The organism is Ruegeria sp. CDSC054, assembly GCF_059610645.1.
In genome coordinates, this window is sequence record NZ_JBXWOA010000002.1 from 97,245 (window position 1) to 113,754 (window position 16,510).

The window sequence follows — 16,510 nt, forward strand, 5'->3', positions numbered from 1 at the left end:
CCCTCTTCTACTTTCGGCTGCTTAGACTAAACTGCTGCCTCCGAGTCGAAAAGATGCGTTCTTAAGGATGAGCACATGGTGAAGTCAGACCCCTTCGGATTTGATATGTCCGTATCCACTTCCAAGAAAAAGAACCCGCGGGGGCGTCGCGGAATGTCGGGCGCGTCTGAAACCTCGACGCGTATCTGCGATCACGAAGGTTGCGAAGAACCGGGCAAGTTCCGTGCGCCCAAGGCCCCTGACGTGCTGGACGACTTTTTCTGGTTCTGCCAGCAGCACGTTCGCGAATACAACAACAAGTGGAACTTCTTTGACGGCACCACCGAGGCCGAGTTGAACGCCCAGCGGTCCAAGGACAAAGTGTGGGAGCGCGAGACCAAGCCGATGGGCGATCCCGAAGCGCGCGCATGGGCGCGTCTGGGCATCGAAGACCCGCATCAGGTACTTGGCGCAAACAGCACCCAAAACAAAGGACGCACGTCAGGTGGCGGCGGTCGTCGCCTGCCCCCCACGGAACGCCGCGCGATCGAAATTCTGGAAGCCAACGACAGCTGGACCAAGGCCGAGGTGCGCAAAGCGTACAAAAAGCTGATCAAGGTGCTGCACCCTGACATGAACGGCGGCGACCGTTCCCAGGAAGAGCAGTTGCAAGAGGTCGTCTGGGCGTGGGATCAGATCAAGGACAGCCGGAACTTTAGGTAGTCGGCTTATCGACGACCGTACATGCGCAAAAGCGCCTCTGTTTCGGGTCGCTTTAGGCACCGCACGCGAGTTTGTTCCAAAGTGGGTTTAGGGCTGAAACGATCCGGGAATAGCATACCAAGCTCCTCGACATCTTCGCGATCGAATGACAAAAGCGCCATGTCGCCCAGAAACAAGCTTTCTGTCGGCAAACCATGCGAAATCAGTATCGCATGGCGATCACAGGCAACGTGGAAATACGTCACGGCCTCATCGGGCCGCACTTGTCGAATTGTTTTGTCATTGACCAAATGAATTGCCGCAGCAAAAACTCTGGGCTCTCCAAACAGCAATTCGGCGCGCCACCCTTCGAGAACAATCCTATGCTGTGGAGACACGTATAGATCACGATCAGGCAAACCGTCCCCGATTGCCCCTTTCTGGATGCAAACAGGGCGCAATCGTGGGTTTCGCTGCAACGCTTCCGCGCTCATGGTCTTTTTACCAATCCAAAGGATAGGCAACAGCGCACCGCTGGAAACACGAACTTTGTCCCCAACCGATAGTTCTTCGACGGGGCAAGGACCTTTCCCGGTTTCAATCAAAGTTCCCTTTACGAAACATGGCACTGTTCCGGCAGGAAGGTCGACTGTCACACTGAGAGAGGCATTGTTACCATTTCCCGGATTCCCCGTCGTCGCGCGTATTAGAACCGTGAGTTGCGTATTCGGGGGAATGTCTGCCCCCTCAGTAAGCTCAACGGTCAGAACTCCGCTCGGTGAAATCGAAACAGTGTAGTCGGAAGGATCCAATCCACCATTGCCAGTTACGGTCACGCTCCACGTCACAGCTTTGGTCGCGGTATACTGCTCCATAACCGAGGTCGACCCACTGGGGATCGAGATAGAAGTCGGACCTGAGATTACTAACGACATTTTTACCTACACTCTTAAAAACAAAATCGGGAACCGCTTTTGCACAATCATATATGCATATTTAACTCATCATATCTTACTATTGCAATGTTAATGCTTCACGGGACTGTGTGGCGGCGTTCTGGACCCAAAATTCGTGCTGTCCAAGATTTGAAAGATTAGCTCGAGACATTGGACGCAACGTCGATAAGGCCAGTTTCAAAGAAACATCCGCCTAAGTACCTACCAGCACGGCTTTCCCTTGCCCTTGCCCGCAATATGTTGCACCACACACGAGTTCAAACCCGGCAACGCGGGGCAAAGGATAAGGACAAGGCGAATGGCTGACGGATCGATCGACGTAAACGCAAAACCCACCGAAGAAATTTCGGTCCGTGACGTGTTCGGTATTGAAACCGACATGGCGATCAAGGGCTTTGCTGACCGCAGTGACCGCGTACCCGCGATCGACCCGACCTACAAGTTTGACCCGGAAACCACACTGGCCATTCTGGCAGGCTTTTCCCACAATCGTCGTGTGATGATCCAAGGCTATCACGGCACAGGCAAATCGACCCATATCGAACAGGTCGCAGCCCGCCTGAACTGGCCCGCCGTGCGTGTGAACCTCGACAGCCACATCAGCCGGATCGACCTGATCGGCAAGGACGCCATCAAACTGCGTGACGGCAAACAGGTCACCGAGTTCCACGAGGGTATCCTGCCCTGGGCGTTGCGCAATCCTGTCGCCATCGTGTTCGATGAATACGACGCGGGCCGTGCCGACGTGATGTTCGTGATCCAACGTGTGCTGGAACACGACGGCAAGTTGACCCTGCTGGACCAGAACGAGATCATCACGCCGAATCCCAATTTCCGCCTGTTCGCCACGGCAAACACCGTGGGCCTGGGCGATACAACTGGCCTCTATCACGGCACGCAACAGATTAACCAGGCTCAGATGGACCGCTGGTCGCTGGTCTCGACGCTGAACTACCTCAGCCATGATGCCGAAACGATGATCGTTCTGTCCAAGGCGCCGCACTACAATACCGAGAAAGGCCGCAAGACCGTCAGCCAGATGGTCACTGTTGCCGACCTGACCCGGACCGCCTTCATGAACGGTGACCTGTCCACAGTTATGAGCCCTCGGACCGTTATCAACTGGGCCCAAAACGCCGAGATTTTCCGTGATGTGGGTTACGCTTTCCGCCTGTCCTTCCTGAACAAGTGTGATGAGCTTGAGCGCCAGACAGTGGCCGAGTTCTATCAACGTTGTTTTGATGAGGAACTGCCGGAAAGTGCAGCGAGCGTAAGCTTGGGGTGAAAGCCTTTTTTGTCATAGCATCGATCTGGGTCGTTTTTGATTCATTTTGGCTATTTGACAAAGTAGGTTGGAAAAAGTCGGCGCCTTCAGACATGACGGCGTCGCAATATGTTCACCTGATACGGCTGCGTTGGGAGTACGCAATACTTTTCCTAGCAGCAATGATCTGGAGTACGTTCATTGTCTAAACCTAACGACAACCCCGCCGATCCGTTCAAGAAGGCCTTGGCCGAGGCCACCAAGGTTATGGCCGACGATCCAGAGCTGTCTGTAAGCTATACGGTCGACCCCTCGGGGCTGTCGGGCGAGTCGATGCGTTTGCCGCAGGTCTCGCGCCGAATGACGCGAGAGGAGGTTCTGCTGGCGCGCGGAACGGCGGATGCCTTGGCATTGCAGCGCAAGTACCATGACGATGCGACGCACAACCGCTATGCGCCTCCGGGCGATATGGCGCGCGACTTGTATGAAGCGATGGAGGTCGCACGGTGTGAGGCGATGGGCGCGCGGGACATGCCCGGCACCGCTTCGAACATCGATGTAAAGATCGGGCACGAGGCACTGCGCCGCGGTTACGACCAGTGCAAGCAACCCGCAGATGCCCCCTTGTCGGTGGCCGCGGGTTATCTGATCCGCCACTTGGCAACCGGGCGCGACCTGCCGCCTGCAGCTGAGAACATCATGAACCTGTGGCGTGGCTTCATCGAAGAGCAGGCTGGTGGCACGCTGGAAAATTTGCAGGACATCCTTTCGGATCAGGCCGAATTCGCCAAGTTTGCCCGTCAGATGATCAAGGATCTGGGGTACGGCGATCAGTTGGGCGAAGACCCGGATGAGCTGGACGAAGATCAGGAAGATCAGGCTGAGGACGACGCCGAAGAACAGCCCGATCCCGACAGCACCGGTCAGGATGATCAGGACGAACAGGACGCCGACGCGACCCCTGAGCAAACTCAGGAAGAGCAGCAGGATCAGTCCCAGGCTCAGGTCTCGATGGACGAGATGGCCGAGGATGAGATGGGCGAAGAGGCCGAGATGCCCGAGGGCGAGGCACCGTTGGAGCCACCTGCCCCACCGCCAGCGTCCGAGGCCGACCCGGATTATAAGGTTTACCTTGGAACCTTTGACGAAGAGATCGCAGCCGAAGACCTGGCCGAGCCTGCCGAATTGGAACGGCTGCGCGCCTATCTGGATCAGCAGCTTGAGCCGCTTAAGGGTGCCGTCAGCCGTCTGGCGAACAAACTGCAGCGCCGTTTGCAGGCGCAACAGAACCGCTCTTGGGAGTTTGACCGCGAAGAAGGTATTCTAGATGCCGGGCGACTGGCGCGTGTTGTGGCCAACCCGACCACGCCGCTGAGTTTCAAGGTCGAGAAAGACACTGAGTTCCGCGATACGGTGGTGACACTGCTGCTGGATAACTCGGGCTCGATGCGCGGTCGTCCGATCTCGATCGCGGCGATCTGTGCCGATGTTCTGGCCCGGACGTTGGAACGTTGCAACGTGAAGGTCGAAATCCTTGGCTTTACTACGCGCGCTTGGAAAGGTGGCCAGGCACGTGAGGCATGGCTGAATGACGGTCGCCCGCAACAGCCGGGGCGTCTGAACGATCTGCGCCACATCATCTATAAAGGCGCGGATGCCCCGTGGCGTCGCGCGCGACCCAACTTGGGTTTGATGATGAAAGAAGGCCTGCTGAAAGAGAACATCGATGGTGAGGCGCTGGAGTGGGCGCATCGCCGGATGCTGGCGCGACGCGAACAGCGTAAGATCCTGATGGTGATCTCGGACGGCGCGCCGGTTGATGATTCAACGCTCAGCGTTAACCCCGCGAATTACTTGGAAAAACACTTACGCGACGTGATCGGAATGGTCGAAAAACGTAAGATGGTCGAGCTTTTGGCCATTGGTATCGGCCACGATGTAACCCGATACTACGACCGCGCGGTAACGATCACGGATGTCGAACAGCTGGCAGGTGCGATGACTGAACAGCTGGCGGCATTGTTCGACAGCGATCCTCGGGCACGTGCACGCGTGATGGGGATGAAGAGGGCCAGCTGACGCTGGCCCTGCCTCCGGCAGAAGTATTTTTCAAAAGATGAAGGGGCAGCCCCCCGTTTGCGAGAGGTGTCACATGTTTCAATCCTTTGCAGTCACTGCGCGTCCGGAACAGGGACCGCCCAGGCTGGCCGCTTTGCGATCCCAGATGGCACAGGATGGGTTGGACGGTTTTCTGATCCCACGCGCAGATGCGCATCAGGGCGAGTATGTGGCCCCACGCGATGAACGTCTGGCATGGCTGACGGGTTTCACCGGGTCGGCCGGTTTCTGCGCAGTGCTGTCCGATATTGCCGGCGTTTTCATCGATGGCCGGTATCGCACGCAGGTCAAGGCTCAGGTTGCGGCGGATTTCACGCCTGTGCCCTGGCCTGAAACCAGTTTGGGCGTGTGGCTTAAAGAACAGCTGCCCAACGGCGGCAAGGTTGGTTTTGATCCTTGGCTGCATGCAGCAGGGCAGATTACCAGTCTGAAGAAAGAGTTGAACGCAAGCGGCGTCGAACTTGTTCGTAGCGACAATCTGGTGGACAGGGTGTGGTCGGATCAACCGGACGCCCCGATGAACCCGGTCAAGGCGCACCCGATTGAGTTTGCAGGGGAAACAGCCACAAGCAAAATTGCGCGGGTGGCGGAGGATCTAAAACAGAACGGGTGTGATGCGGCCATCATTACATTGCCGGATTCGATCATGTGGCTGCTTAACATTCGTGGATCAGATATCGGGTATAACCCGGTAGCCCATGGGTTTACCATTCTACATGCCGATGGTCGGGTTGATCTGTTCATGGCGGCGCAAAAACTTACCGGGGTGTTAGATCACCTGGGCGACCAAGTTCAGGTTCACGAGCCTCGGTCTTTTCTGGATGCGGCCGCGGATTTGGGCGGCGCGGTTCAAGTCGATTTGGGAACCCTGCCGCAGGCAGTTGCGGATGTGCTGGGTGACAAAATGATGGATGCAGGTGATCCCTGTGCCCTTCCCAAAGCTCGCAAAAACGCCGCCGAAATCGCAGGCAGCGCCGAGGCGCATCTTCGTGACGCGGTGGCTGTTATTGAAACCCTGTGCTGGTTGGACGCACAGACCCCGGGCACAGTGGCGGAAACACAGGTGGTCACGCAGCTCGAGGAAAACCGCCGCCGGGATAACGCGCTACAGGATATCTCGTTCGACACGATTGCGGGCACCGGTCCCAACGGTGCGATCATGCATTACCGAGTAACCGAAGAAACCGACAGCCGGCTGGAGAATGGTGACTTGTTGGTTTTGGATAGCGGCGGTCAATATCTGGATGGCACAACCGACATCACCCGCACCATTGCAATCGGAGAAGTGGGCGTTGAGGAAAAAGCCTGCTTTACCCGCGTGCTGAAAGGGATGATCGATATGTCCATGCTGCGCTGGCCCGCCGGGCTGGCCGGACGAGATATCGAATGCATCGCACGCGCCCCCTTATGGGCAGCGGGCCAGGATTTCAATCACGGGGTCGGCCATGGCGTCGGTGCGTATCTGAGCGTCCATGAAGGGCCGCAGCGCTTGTCAAAGGTCAGCCACGTACCGCTCGAGCCAGGTATGATCCTGTCCAACGAGCCCGGATATTATCGCGAAGGCGCGTTCGGCATTCGGATCGAGAACCTTGTTGTGGTGCAGGATGCCCCGACGCTGCCCACCGCTGACACCGAGCGTGCGATGCTGAACTGGCGGACACTTACATACGTACCGATTGACCGGCGGCTGATAGTAGTTGATATGCTAACGGTAGATGAGCGCGCGTGGCTGAATTCATATCACCGCGACGTTGCGGAAAAAGTCCGCCCAAGGCTGGGCGACGACGCTCAACTGTGGTTGGATGCCGCAACTGCGCCGATCTGACACCGGACTGTCACATAAACCGGGCAGAGGAGTGATCCGTACTGAAGACGAGGGAAGAAGCAGAGATGACAGACATAACGATCCGCAAAGCAGCTGGAAAATGGAGCGTTCGTTCCGGGGGCGCCGTTCTCGGAGAGAGCATGAATGCGCTGGAGCTGCTGGAAGGTGATCTGGAGCCGGTGATCTATTTCCCTCGTGCCGATATCGGAATGGCATTTCTGGACCGTACAGAAAAGGTTACGCATTGCCCGCACAAAGGCGATGCAACGCATTTCTCAATCGTCAACAAATCATCGGTGACCGAAAACGCAGCGTGGAGCTATGAGAATCCGGTCGCCGCAATGGCCGAGATCAAGGGTTATGTCGCGTTTTACCGCGTCGATTCCGTTAAGGTCGAACAGATCTAAATCCCTCAGATGGCCTTTCTGACCCGCTCAGTCGAGGCTATGTCGTGACACGGACGCCCCTAGGCCTGCGCCATGGATGCCAGTGACCTTAGTTGGGCTGCTGCCGTTCGTACGCGACCAAAAAATCCCTGGCCGGGCCTCCCTAGCATGGCCAGAATTTCGAACCCGTAGCAAAAATTATCGTTTTTGGCACCGTGGCAAAAAATATCTGTGACATTTTTTGGATACGACTAAGCGGAAAATTTCACGAAAACATGCAGGCATATAATCTTCGCTGGTAGCTCAACGGCGCGCTCGCAACTGACAGGGCTTGATCACGATCCAATCACGGGGCTGTTGCATGCATTTGAGGCATCAAGCGTGCACAATGCCATCAAACACCGCCCAGAGGATGCCATGTCACTTACCCGTCGCAGTTTCGCAGGATCATTGGGGGCCACGCTCTTGTTGCCTAGCGCGTTGTCCGCGCAACAAGACCCCGTGCTTGATGCTGTGCGTTCCACCCTGTTTGGAAGCAACGCAGAGTTTGAGCAAGGCATGGCCTTTCTCGTACAACGCGGCAACCCGGATGTGGTGCCTGCTTTGCTGACCGGTATGCGATACGCCAGACGTCGCAGCAGCGACATCGTGAAAGTCATGCAGACCCTGACTGGTGAGAATATCGGTCAAGACTGGTTTGAGTGGATGTTGTGGCAGGAAAAGAACCCGCAAATCGTGCCGCACCCCTCGCTCATCCCGTTCAAGCGCGAGGTTCTTTTGGGAATTGATACGAATTTCGATGTCTTCCTGAAGCCAAAGTATTTGCAGCGCGACAAGATGAAGATCCGGCTTGAAGAGATCGCGTGGGGTGGTGTGAACAAGGACGGTATCCCATCGCTGGACAATCCGGCTCTGACCCCTGCCGCGCGTGCAGATTACCTTAAGGACGATGACCTGGTTTTTGGCGTTTCGATCAACGGGGACGAACGAGCCTACCCGCTGCGGATCATGGGCTGGCATGAAATGTTCAACGAGGTGATTGGCGGAGTTCCGGTGGCCTTGGCCTACTGCACACTGTGCGGATCCGGAATTCTGTTTGAAACGCAAGTGCCGGGTCGCAGCAAACCGCTGATCTTCGGCTCATCGGGGTTTCTGTACAGGTCGAACAAACTGATGTTCGATCGTCAGACGCATTCCCTGTGGAACCAATACACCGGCAAGCCAGTCGTTGGCGCGCTTGTCGGCAGCGGTATCGAATTGAAACAACGCCCGGTGGTCATCACCACATGGCAAAGCTGGAAAACATCTCACCCCAAGACGAAGGTCCTTTCAATGAACACCGGTCACCGGCGGAATTATGGATCGGGTGTCGTGTATCGGGAGTATTTCGCTTCGTCCGAATTGATGTTCCCGGCGCTGGTCGATCAGTCCAGTCACAGACAGAAAGATTATGTTTTCGCCATTCGGCAATTTGGCGCGGCGCGAGCATGGCCGCTGGATGCGTTCGGCAGAAGCCGGGTAATCAATGACGCCATCGCCAACCGGCCGCTGGTGCTTATCGGAAACGACGAAAAGCGCGCGGTGCGGGCTTATGAACGCGCATCCCACAAGTTCGCTGCGTCGGGCAGCGATTTGGTGGATGAAACGGGTCAGAAGTGGACCATGACCGAAGAGGCGCTGGTTGGACCAGGAGGCGCGGAATTGCCCCGGGTCGCAGGCCATATTTCGTACTGGTTTGCTTGGGACAATTACCTGGGCGATACCGCAACAGTGTATAATCGCTAAGAGTGCTCTTCTGCCGCCGTGGCGGCCAAGGCGCGATTATACGCCTTCAGTGCATCGACGTGGTAAAGCGCTCCGACCGGGTTTTCACTACCGTCCTCTTCGACAATCACCACCGGAATACAGGGGATGTCATCCCTGTCGAAATAGGGCATCGCTGCCTCTAGTGTGGCGCTGGCCTGAACACAAAGCCCCTGTTCGATCAATTCGGCCGCCTGTTCTTTCGTGATCGAGCGAGAGTCGCCCAAGGGGCGCATGACTGCCCCGGTCCGCAGCATCGCCAGCAGATAGGCTTGCGGCCCGGCGGCCAGATGCACGTTGCGACGTTCCAGCTGGGTCAAGAAGAAGGACCGATCCACAAGACGCGAGGCCAGCGCTGTCGACATCGACACCGAAACCATCACAGCCAGGCCGATTTGCCAGTCTCCGGTCAGTTCAAAGACGATCATCGTGGTCGAAATCGGCGCGCCCAGAACCGCAGCAGCAACGGCCCCCATTCCGGCAAAGGCATAAAGCGTATGCGTGCCCGACACATCCGGCAGCAGCCCGGTTGCGATCAGGCCAAAGGCCAGCCCGGTCAACGCCCCAATCATCAGCGATGGGGAAAACACCCCGCCGCCCATACGCCCGCCCATGGTGATCGCCACGGCAACCGTCTTGATCACCGCAAACAGGATGGCAAAACTCAGGGTCAGGTCACCTGCCAAAGCGCGGATCGTCGTTTCATACCCGACGCCGATGATATGCGGGAACCAGATCGCCAGCAGCCCCAGCATCGCACCTGAAACAGCTGGGCGCAGCCAGCCAGGCAAGGCAAGCCGGTTCTGGATATGGTTGCCGATATCTTCGGCAAAAAAGATCGACCGCATGAGCAGAAGCGAAACCAGGCCGCAGATCAGGCCAAGTAGCAGAAAGGCAGGCAGTTCCACGTAGAATTGCAGGGAACCGGGTGTATCCAGAACAAACTCGGTCACATCGCCATATTCCAGCCGGTTGATTACTGTCCCGGCAACCGAAGCAATCACGATTGGCGCAAATGCATGCACTGCAAAGTGACGCAGCACGACCTCAAGCGCGAACAGCGCACCTGCGATCGGTGAGTTAAAACTGGCCGAGACGGCGGCGGCGACAGCGCATCCCAACAGGTCGCGCCCGGTGATGCCATCAGCATGGATGCGGTTACTGACCCAGGTTGAGATCACACCAGCCATGTGCACGACCGGCCCCTCTCGGCCCGTGGACCCGCCTGTGCTGAGCGTGACGAGCGAGGCAAAGAAAGACGCGATACCCGCCTTGCTTTCCACGCGACCATCGGTCACCGCGGCCCCTTCGATGACGTCAGCGACGGATCGCACGCGTCCGTCGTCGGTGAACTTATTCAGGATCACGCCCACGATAAGCCCGCCGATGATGGGAATGATCAGGATCAGAAACCAAGGCAGCTTTTCCGCGTGGCTGTGCAAAAGCAAAATGTCATCCGTATCATAGACATAGGCCTGCAGCGACCGGATCGCCTTGCGAAATCCCAATGCCATGAAACCTGCCGCGATCCCGATCGCCAGCGCGATGAACCAGAATTGAATCTGGCTGGGCCCACGCCGCCGCATCACCCGCCAGGCGTCCTTTATCGCGGCCAGAGCCTGATTGAGCTGGTTGCGCAGAACGGTGCGGGTTGATTGGGTCATTTGCCCTCGGGGATCACGTCTTTCCCCTTAGTAAGCCACGGAGCGCCCTTATAAAAGTGGGATCGCGACGGATTGAACACAGGAAAGCGGCAGAATTACCTCAGGCCTGCAAAAGGGCTCGGGCCGCAGCGCGGGCCTCGTCCGTTATTGTGTCACCTGCGACCATACGGGCGATTTCATCCACGCGGTCGGGTTCGGCCAGCGGCACAACGGTCGACAGGGTATGCCCGTCGGTGACGTGTTTTTGAACCCGCCAGTGATGCGCCGCGCGGGCCGCCACCTGCGGCGAGTGGGTCACAACCAGCACCTGACCGCCATGCGCTAACGACGCAAGGCGCCGCCCGACAGCATCAGCGGTCGCGCCGCCGACACCTCGGTCGATTTCGTCGAAAATCATCGTGCGCGCGCTGTCATCACCGGCCAGACAGACCTTGAGCGCCAAAAGAAAACGACTGAGTTCACCGCCTGAGGCGATCTTGTTCAGCGGTCCCGAAGGCGCGCCGGGGTTGGTGGCAACCGTGAACGCCACAGCGTCAATCCCCTCGGGGCCCGGGTCTGCCACCGTGATTTCGGTTTGGAACACAGCGCGTTCCATCTTCAACGGGGCGAGTTCGGTCATCACGGCGGCATCGAGTTGCCCGGCGGCCTTTTGCCGCGCAGCACTCAGTTTGGCCGCTGCGTCGTCATAAGCCGCCTGTGCCGCGTCTACCGCCGCCCTCTGATCGGCCAGATCCGCATCGCCCGCGTCAAGCCGGTTCAGGCGGTCGCGCAAAGTGTCGGCGAAGGTGCCCAGATCATCTGGCACGACGTCATGTTTACGAGCCAGCGCACGAATAGCGAACAAGCGTTCTTCGGCCTGCTCCAACTCAGACGGGTTAAAGTCCAGTTTTTGCAGGCAGGCATCGACACCATCCTGCGCCTCACCCAACTCGATCAAGGCGCGTCCCAATGCGGCGATCGGCTCTTCCAATTGGCCGCCCGCACTATCCGACACCCCTTCGAGCCAGCGCACGGCGTCAGCCATCGCCCCCTCGGCCCCGTCCCCACCCAGCAGAGCGAAGGCACGGGCAACGTCATCGCGGATACGCTCGGCCCCCTGCATCATGCGACGACGGGCGTCGAGCTCGGCGTCCTCGCCCGGCTGCGGGTCCAGCTGATCCAGTTCGGATACCGAATGCCGCAAGAATTCCTCTTCTGCACGCATGGCTGCTAGGGCCGATTCCGTCTGCGCAAGAGCTTTGCGCGCACGTGACATCTCGGACCATGCTGACCGCACCTTTACTAGATAGGATTCTGCTCCGGCGTAATCATCCAGCATTGCCCGGTGACCTCGCGGGTTCAACAGGCCGCGATCATCGTGTTGACCATGCAGTTCGATCAGGGTCTCGGACAATGCCCGCAGCACCTCGCCCGAACAACGACGATCATTGACCCACGCGGTCTTACGCCCCTCGGCCGTATTCACCCGCCGCAGGATCAGCTCTTCTCCGTCGGGCAGGCCCGCTTCGGCCAGAATTGCATGTGCGGCGTGATCTTCGTTCAATTCGAACTCGGCCACGACTTCACCCTGAGCGGCGCCCTGACGGACCAGTTCTGCCCGACCACGCCAGCCCAGAACAAATCCCAGCGAATCCAGAAGAATCGACTTGCCCGCACCGGTTTCACCGGTCAACGCATTCAGGCCCGGCTGAAACGTCAGTTCCAGCCGATCGATGATCAGCATGTCACGGATATCGAGGGCGCGCAGCATCGGGTCTTAGCGTCCCACCCCATTGGCCATGGCGATTACAACCACTCACCTTTGACAGTCTGACGGTAGATCGTGCTGAGCCAGTTGTTGCCACGGCTCTTGAGATCCAATCCGCGTGACGTCAGCAGCGAATAGCCCGCATCGTACCATTCGGACGACTGATAGTTGTACCCCAGAATGGCCCCCGCCGACTGTGCCTCATCCACAAGACCCAGTGCCAGATAGGCTTCAATCAAGCGGTACAGAGCTTCGGCGGTGTGAGATGTGGTCTGGAAGTCTTCAACCACCACACGGAACCGGTTGATGGCTGCAGTATAATGGTCCTGGCGCAGATAATAGCGTCCAATTTCCATCTCTTTGCCAGCCAGGTGGTCAAAGGCCAGATCGAATTTCAGCACCGCAGAGGTCGCGTATTCGCTATCCGGGTAGACCTCGATCACGGTGCGCAGCGATTGCAACGCCTGAAAAGTCAGGCCCTGATCGCGCCCGACCTCGTCAATCTGGTCATAATAGCTGAGCGCCAGAAGATATTGGGCATAAGCCGCATCTTCGTCCGTCGGGTAAAAGTCGATGTACCGTTGTGCGGCGCCTCGGCTTTCTTCGTAGTTTTTGTCCGAGTGGTATGAGAATGCCTGCATGATCAGCGCACGCTTGGCCCAATCGGAATACGGATACAGACGTTCAACTTCTGAAAAATACCACGCCGCATCATCCGAACGATTCTGCGACAGCTCATATTCGCCGCGCGTGAATATCTGTTCAGGAGTGAACCCTTCCAGGTTCTGATTGCGGTCTGCGCCTTTTCCAGCGCATGCCGTCAAAACTGCTGTCAGAAGAATCGCGCTTGCGAACCTGACTGCCGCTTTGGTGCCAACCATTCCGCCTATCCTTGTCGTATTACTTGACGGGGTTAAGCCCCGATTTAGGCCAAGGTCTAGCACATAAAATTCCGGTGCAAAACGCCTTATGCGCCCGTTCGCAGAATTGTCGGAAGAGTTGATCCAATCAAGCGACTTCCGGGATTTCGTCCCGGACCAGGCCCTGCCCCGGAAGGCGGGCTGCCTGTTCAGGCGTGCACAGGATCGGACGGACCGCACCCGGCGTCTCGAACAGCTTGCGCAGCAGAGTATTGGTCATTGAATGGCCGGATTTGTCACCGGTAAAGTGACCAAAGATCGGACCGCCTGCCAAATACAGGTCACCAAGGGCATCCAGCATCTTGTGGCGCACGGCCTCGTCCGCGCGGCGGAAACCACCCGGCGTAAGGACTTCGTCACCCTGAACAACGACGGCATTTTCCAGCGTGCCGCCCAAAGCCAGCCCGTTTTCGCGCATCGCCTCAACATCAGTACGGCGGCAGAACGTCCGGCAGTCACACAGCTCACGTGCGAACGAACCGTTGCGCATATCCAAGGTCTTGGTCTGGTTGCCAATGGCACCGTCTTCGAAGTCGATATGAAAGTCGATGATCAGACCGTTTGCAGGCGCAATCGAAGCGCTAGCACCTTCGCGCACAGCGGTCACCGGCTTAAGAACCTCATAGGCCAGAACCGGGCTGGCTTGGCGACGCACGCCCTTCGCCATGATACCGCGAACGAAATCAATCGAAGACCCATCCATGATCGGAACTTCGGGACCATCAATCTCGATCAGCGCGTTATGTATTCCGCAACCGGCCAACGCGGCCATGATGTGCTCGACCGTGGACACAGACACACCCGCGTCGTTGATCAGGCGGGTGCACAGCGGGGTGCGCTCGACCACATCATAGATCGCAGGGACAAGGGCATTGCCCAGCTCAATATCCGTCCGTTTGAACCAGATGCCGTGACCGGCGGCTGCCGGTTTCAGGACCATCGTCGCAGGCTTACCGCTATGCAGTCCGACGCCTGTAAACGTGACCGGAGATTTGAGCGTATGTTGCAAGGTGAACCTCGAAGAGTGGTGTCCGGCCTCGTTTGGCCGTGTTGGACACTCAGTTAAGGAAGGCGGCGTCAAGGCTCAACTCACTCTTTGCAACCGAATGAAACATGTATGTGACAGATCGGCAAATCCCTGCTTACACTTCCTTAAATATTTGTAAAACAAAAGAAAAGGGCCGCCCTTTGGCGACCCTCTGCATTCACTTTGTTACCGCGATCAGTTGGCCTGACGCCGCAAAAAGGCGGGAATTTCGATCCGGTCCTGTTCGGGGTCGACCTCATCCCTTGCAGGTGCCGTAGCGTCAGATTGGCGCATAACGGGCTGCTGGCGGGGTGGTTGCGCCGGAGTATCTGCTGCGTGGCCGGTCATCCGGTCGATCAGGCGGTTAAAGCCAAACCGGGGACGATCATGCGCTTCTTCCTGCGGCACAGCGGTCGGCTGCGGGGTCGCGGGGCGGACCATCGAAGGGCTCCGCTCGGACGGCGGAACGTTCTGGACCGCGGCCTGCAAGCGCTGCAATGCTTCGGGCGACGGTGTTCCCGCTGCCGGTTGAGGCTGCGGTGCGACATAGTTTTCGGACGCAGGCTCAACCGGTTCGGGGGTCGGCTCGAATTCGGCAACGCGCGGCTGATAGGCCGGCGGTGGCAAACCATCATCATCCTGTTCGACACGAGACTGGAATTGTGGCTGTGCAGGCTCTGTCGGTGCTTCAAACAGCGAGGGTTCGCGGTTCATCTCTTGCTGAGGTGCTTGCTCAGCGACTTCTGCAGCAACCGGGGCCTCTTCCTGCGCCGACTCTTCTGCTGAAACGGTGCGGGTCAGCGGTGCTGACATTGAACGGCGCGCGACAGGGGTATCTTCCTGCTTTTCACTGGCATCGATACCGGTTGCGACAACCGATACACGCATGCCGCCTTCCATAACTGTATCCAGGGTCGAACCGACGATGATGTTGGCCTCGGGATCTACTTCTTCGCGGATGCGGTTGGCGGCTTCGTCCAGTTCGAACAGGGTCAGGTCGTGCGAGCCGGTGATGTTGATCAGAACGCCCTTGGCACCCTTGAGGCTGATTTCGTCCAGCAGCGGGTTGGCGATCGCCTTCTCGGCGGCCTGAACCGCGCGATCTTCGCCGGTGGCCTCGCCGGTTCCCATCATCGCTTTGCCCATCTCGTCCATCACGGCGCGAACGTCAGCAAAGTCGAGGTTGATCAAGCCCGGACGGACCATCAGATCGGTCACGCCTTTAACGCCCTGATACAGAACATCGTCGGCCATCGAGAACGCCTCGGTGAACGTGGTCTTTTCGTTGGCCAGACGGAACAGGTTCTGGTTGGGAATGATGATCAGTGTGTCGACGACCTTTTGCAGCATCTCAACGCCGTCTTCGGCCTGACGCATCCGCTTGGCGCCTTCAAACTGGAAGGGCTTGGTCACAACACCAACGGTCAGAACGCCCAATTCCCGCGCGGCCTGCGCGATGATGGGAGCGGCGCCGGTGCCAGTACCGCCACCCATGCCGGCGGTGATAAAGCACATATGCGCGCCGGCCAGGTGATCAACGATCTGTTCAATGCTTTCTTCGGCTGCTGCCGCACCCACGGTCGGACGGGCCCCTGCCCCCAGACCTTCGGTGACTTTCACGCCCAGTTGAACCCGTGCCGAGGACTGGCTTTGTTGCAGTGCCTGCGCATCGGTGTTGGCGACCACAAAATCGACGCCATCCAGCTGTTTCTCAATCATGTTGTTGACAGCGTTGCCGCCTGCACCACCAACGCCAAATACTGTGATCCGAGGCTTCAGTTCGTCGTGCCCGGGCATCGAAAGATTCAATGTCATGCTCTGTCCGCCTGTTTTTTTGTTCCCGCCAAAGCGGTGTTTTTCTTACCTATCCACTAACAATCCTACCGTTTGAAACAGCAAACGTCACGCCAAAAATCGCGTAATTCCACAAAATATGGAGGAAATAAGGCGCTGACCGGCAGTATTTCGCAAATACCGCCAGATGTTGCGTAAAGATCTCAATGTAGCACAAAACAGGCGATTTGCACGCGGCACTCAACCGACGCATCACCAAAGGGACTCATAAACTGTCAAACTGCGGAAAACTGCTCAGGTCCTGCCGCGGGCCTCTGTCGGGCCT

12 protein-coding genes are annotated in these 16,510 nt (G+C 57.8%); 6 read left to right on the forward strand and 6 right to left on the reverse strand.

The genetic code is table 11. The features are described from left to right. The first annotated feature begins 75 nt into the window (after positions 1–75). Positions 76–702, forward strand: coding sequence for a J domain-containing protein (locus AC2FGC_RS04440; protein WP_058274352.1), 627 nt, complete (start codon positions 76–78; stop codon positions 700–702). Between the two features lie 5 nt (positions 703–707). Here AC2FGC_RS04440 and AC2FGC_RS04445 read toward each other — a convergent pair whose 3' ends face one another. Then, entirely contained in the window at positions 708–1,616 is a 909-nt protein-coding gene (locus AC2FGC_RS04445; protein ID WP_496724423.1) for a Hint domain-containing protein, read from the reverse strand. Positions 1,617–1,935: 319 nt separating this feature from the next. Between AC2FGC_RS04445 and cobS the strand changes: the two genes are divergently transcribed. The 5 genes from cobS (at position 1,936) to AC2FGC_RS04470 (ending at position 9,015) form a co-directional block, all read left to right on the forward strand. After that, a complete protein-coding gene (cobS, locus tag AC2FGC_RS04450) occupies positions 1,936–2,922 on the forward strand; it encodes a cobaltochelatase subunit CobS (protein WP_058274350.1) in 987 nt (328 codons plus the stop codon). Positions 2,923–3,102: 180 nt separating this feature from the next. Then, positions 3,103–4,980: a cobaltochelatase subunit CobT gene (gene cobT, locus AC2FGC_RS04455; protein WP_496724422.1), complete on the forward strand. Its 1,878-nt coding sequence runs from the start codon at positions 3,103–3,105 to the stop codon at positions 4,978–4,980. A 73-nt stretch (positions 4,981–5,053) separates the two neighbouring features. Further along, complete coding sequence (locus AC2FGC_RS04460; protein WP_496724421.1) at positions 5,054–6,844, forward strand: aminopeptidase P family protein; 1,791 nt, start codon at positions 5,054–5,056, stop codon at positions 6,842–6,844. Positions 6,845–6,909: 65 nt separating this feature from the next. Next, positions 6,910–7,251, forward strand: a complete 342-nt coding sequence (locus AC2FGC_RS04465; protein WP_496724420.1) for a DUF427 domain-containing protein — start codon at positions 6,910–6,912, stop codon at positions 7,249–7,251. Positions 7,252–7,647: 396 nt separating this feature from the next. Next, positions 7,648–9,015, forward strand: coding sequence for a DUF3179 domain-containing protein (locus tag AC2FGC_RS04470; protein WP_496781525.1), 1,368 nt, complete (start codon positions 7,648–7,650; stop codon positions 9,013–9,015). On the opposite strand, the gene AC2FGC_RS04475 is transcribed toward AC2FGC_RS04470, so the two are convergent. The 5 genes from AC2FGC_RS04475 to ftsZ form a co-directional block, all read right to left on the reverse strand. After that, complete coding sequence (locus AC2FGC_RS04475; RefSeq protein ID WP_496781527.1) at positions 9,012–10,697, reverse strand: chloride channel protein; 1,686 nt, start codon at positions 10,695–10,697, stop codon at positions 9,012–9,014. The genes AC2FGC_RS04470 and AC2FGC_RS04475 overlap by 4 nt on opposite strands. A 100-nt stretch (positions 10,698–10,797) precedes the next feature. Beyond that, the gene (recN, locus tag AC2FGC_RS04480; protein ID WP_496724416.1) at positions 10,798–12,447 is read right to left on the reverse strand and encodes a DNA repair protein RecN; all 1,650 of its coding nucleotides are present in this window, start codon (positions 12,445–12,447) and stop codon (positions 10,798–10,800) included. Between the two features lie 35 nt (positions 12,448–12,482). Beyond that, on the reverse strand, positions 12,483–13,325 hold the full coding sequence (locus AC2FGC_RS04485; RefSeq protein ID WP_496724414.1) for an outer membrane protein assembly factor BamD: 843 nt from the start codon (positions 13,323–13,325) through the stop codon (positions 12,483–12,485). A gap of 127 nt (positions 13,326–13,452) precedes the next feature. Beyond that, positions 13,453–14,373, reverse strand: a complete 921-nt coding sequence (gene lpxC, locus AC2FGC_RS04490; protein ID WP_496724412.1) for a UDP-3-O-acyl-N-acetylglucosamine deacetylase — start codon at positions 14,371–14,373, stop codon at positions 13,453–13,455. A gap of 213 nt (positions 14,374–14,586) precedes the next feature. After that, entirely contained in the window at positions 14,587–16,206 is a 1,620-nt protein-coding gene (ftsZ, locus tag AC2FGC_RS04495) for a cell division protein FtsZ (RefSeq protein WP_496724410.1), read from the reverse strand. Positions 16,207–16,510 lie beyond the last annotated feature (304 nt).

Coding starts and splice junctions, on each gene's coding strand:
- AC2FGC_RS04440 (WP_058274352.1), top strand. CDS start 76: ATGGTGAAGTCAGACCCCTTCGGATTTGATATGTCCGTATCCACTTCC.
- AC2FGC_RS04445 (WP_496724423.1), bottom strand. CDS start 1,616: ATGTCGTTAGTAATCTCAGGTCCGACTTCTATCTCGATCCCCAGTGGG.
- cobS (WP_058274350.1), top strand. CDS start 1,936: ATGGCTGACGGATCGATCGACGTAAACGCAAAACCCACCGAAGAAATT.
- AC2FGC_RS04460 (WP_496724421.1), top strand. CDS start 5,054: ATGTTTCAATCCTTTGCAGTCACTGCGCGTCCGGAACAGGGACCGCCC.
- AC2FGC_RS04465 (WP_496724420.1), top strand. CDS start 6,910: ATGACAGACATAACGATCCGCAAAGCAGCTGGAAAATGGAGCGTTCGT.
- AC2FGC_RS04470 (WP_496781525.1), top strand. CDS start 7,648: ATGTCACTTACCCGTCGCAGTTTCGCAGGATCATTGGGGGCCACGCTC.
- AC2FGC_RS04475 (WP_496781527.1), bottom strand. CDS start 10,697: ATGACCCAATCAACCCGCACCGTTCTGCGCAACCAGCTCAATCAGGCT.
- recN (WP_496724416.1), bottom strand. CDS start 12,447: ATGCTGCGCGCCCTCGATATCCGTGACATGCTGATCATCGATCGGCTG.
- AC2FGC_RS04485 (WP_496724414.1), bottom strand. CDS start 13,325: ATGGTTGGCACCAAAGCGGCAGTCAGGTTCGCAAGCGCGATTCTTCTG.
- ftsZ (WP_496724410.1), bottom strand. CDS start 16,206: ATGACATTGAATCTTTCGATGCCCGGGCACGACGAACTGAAGCCTCGG.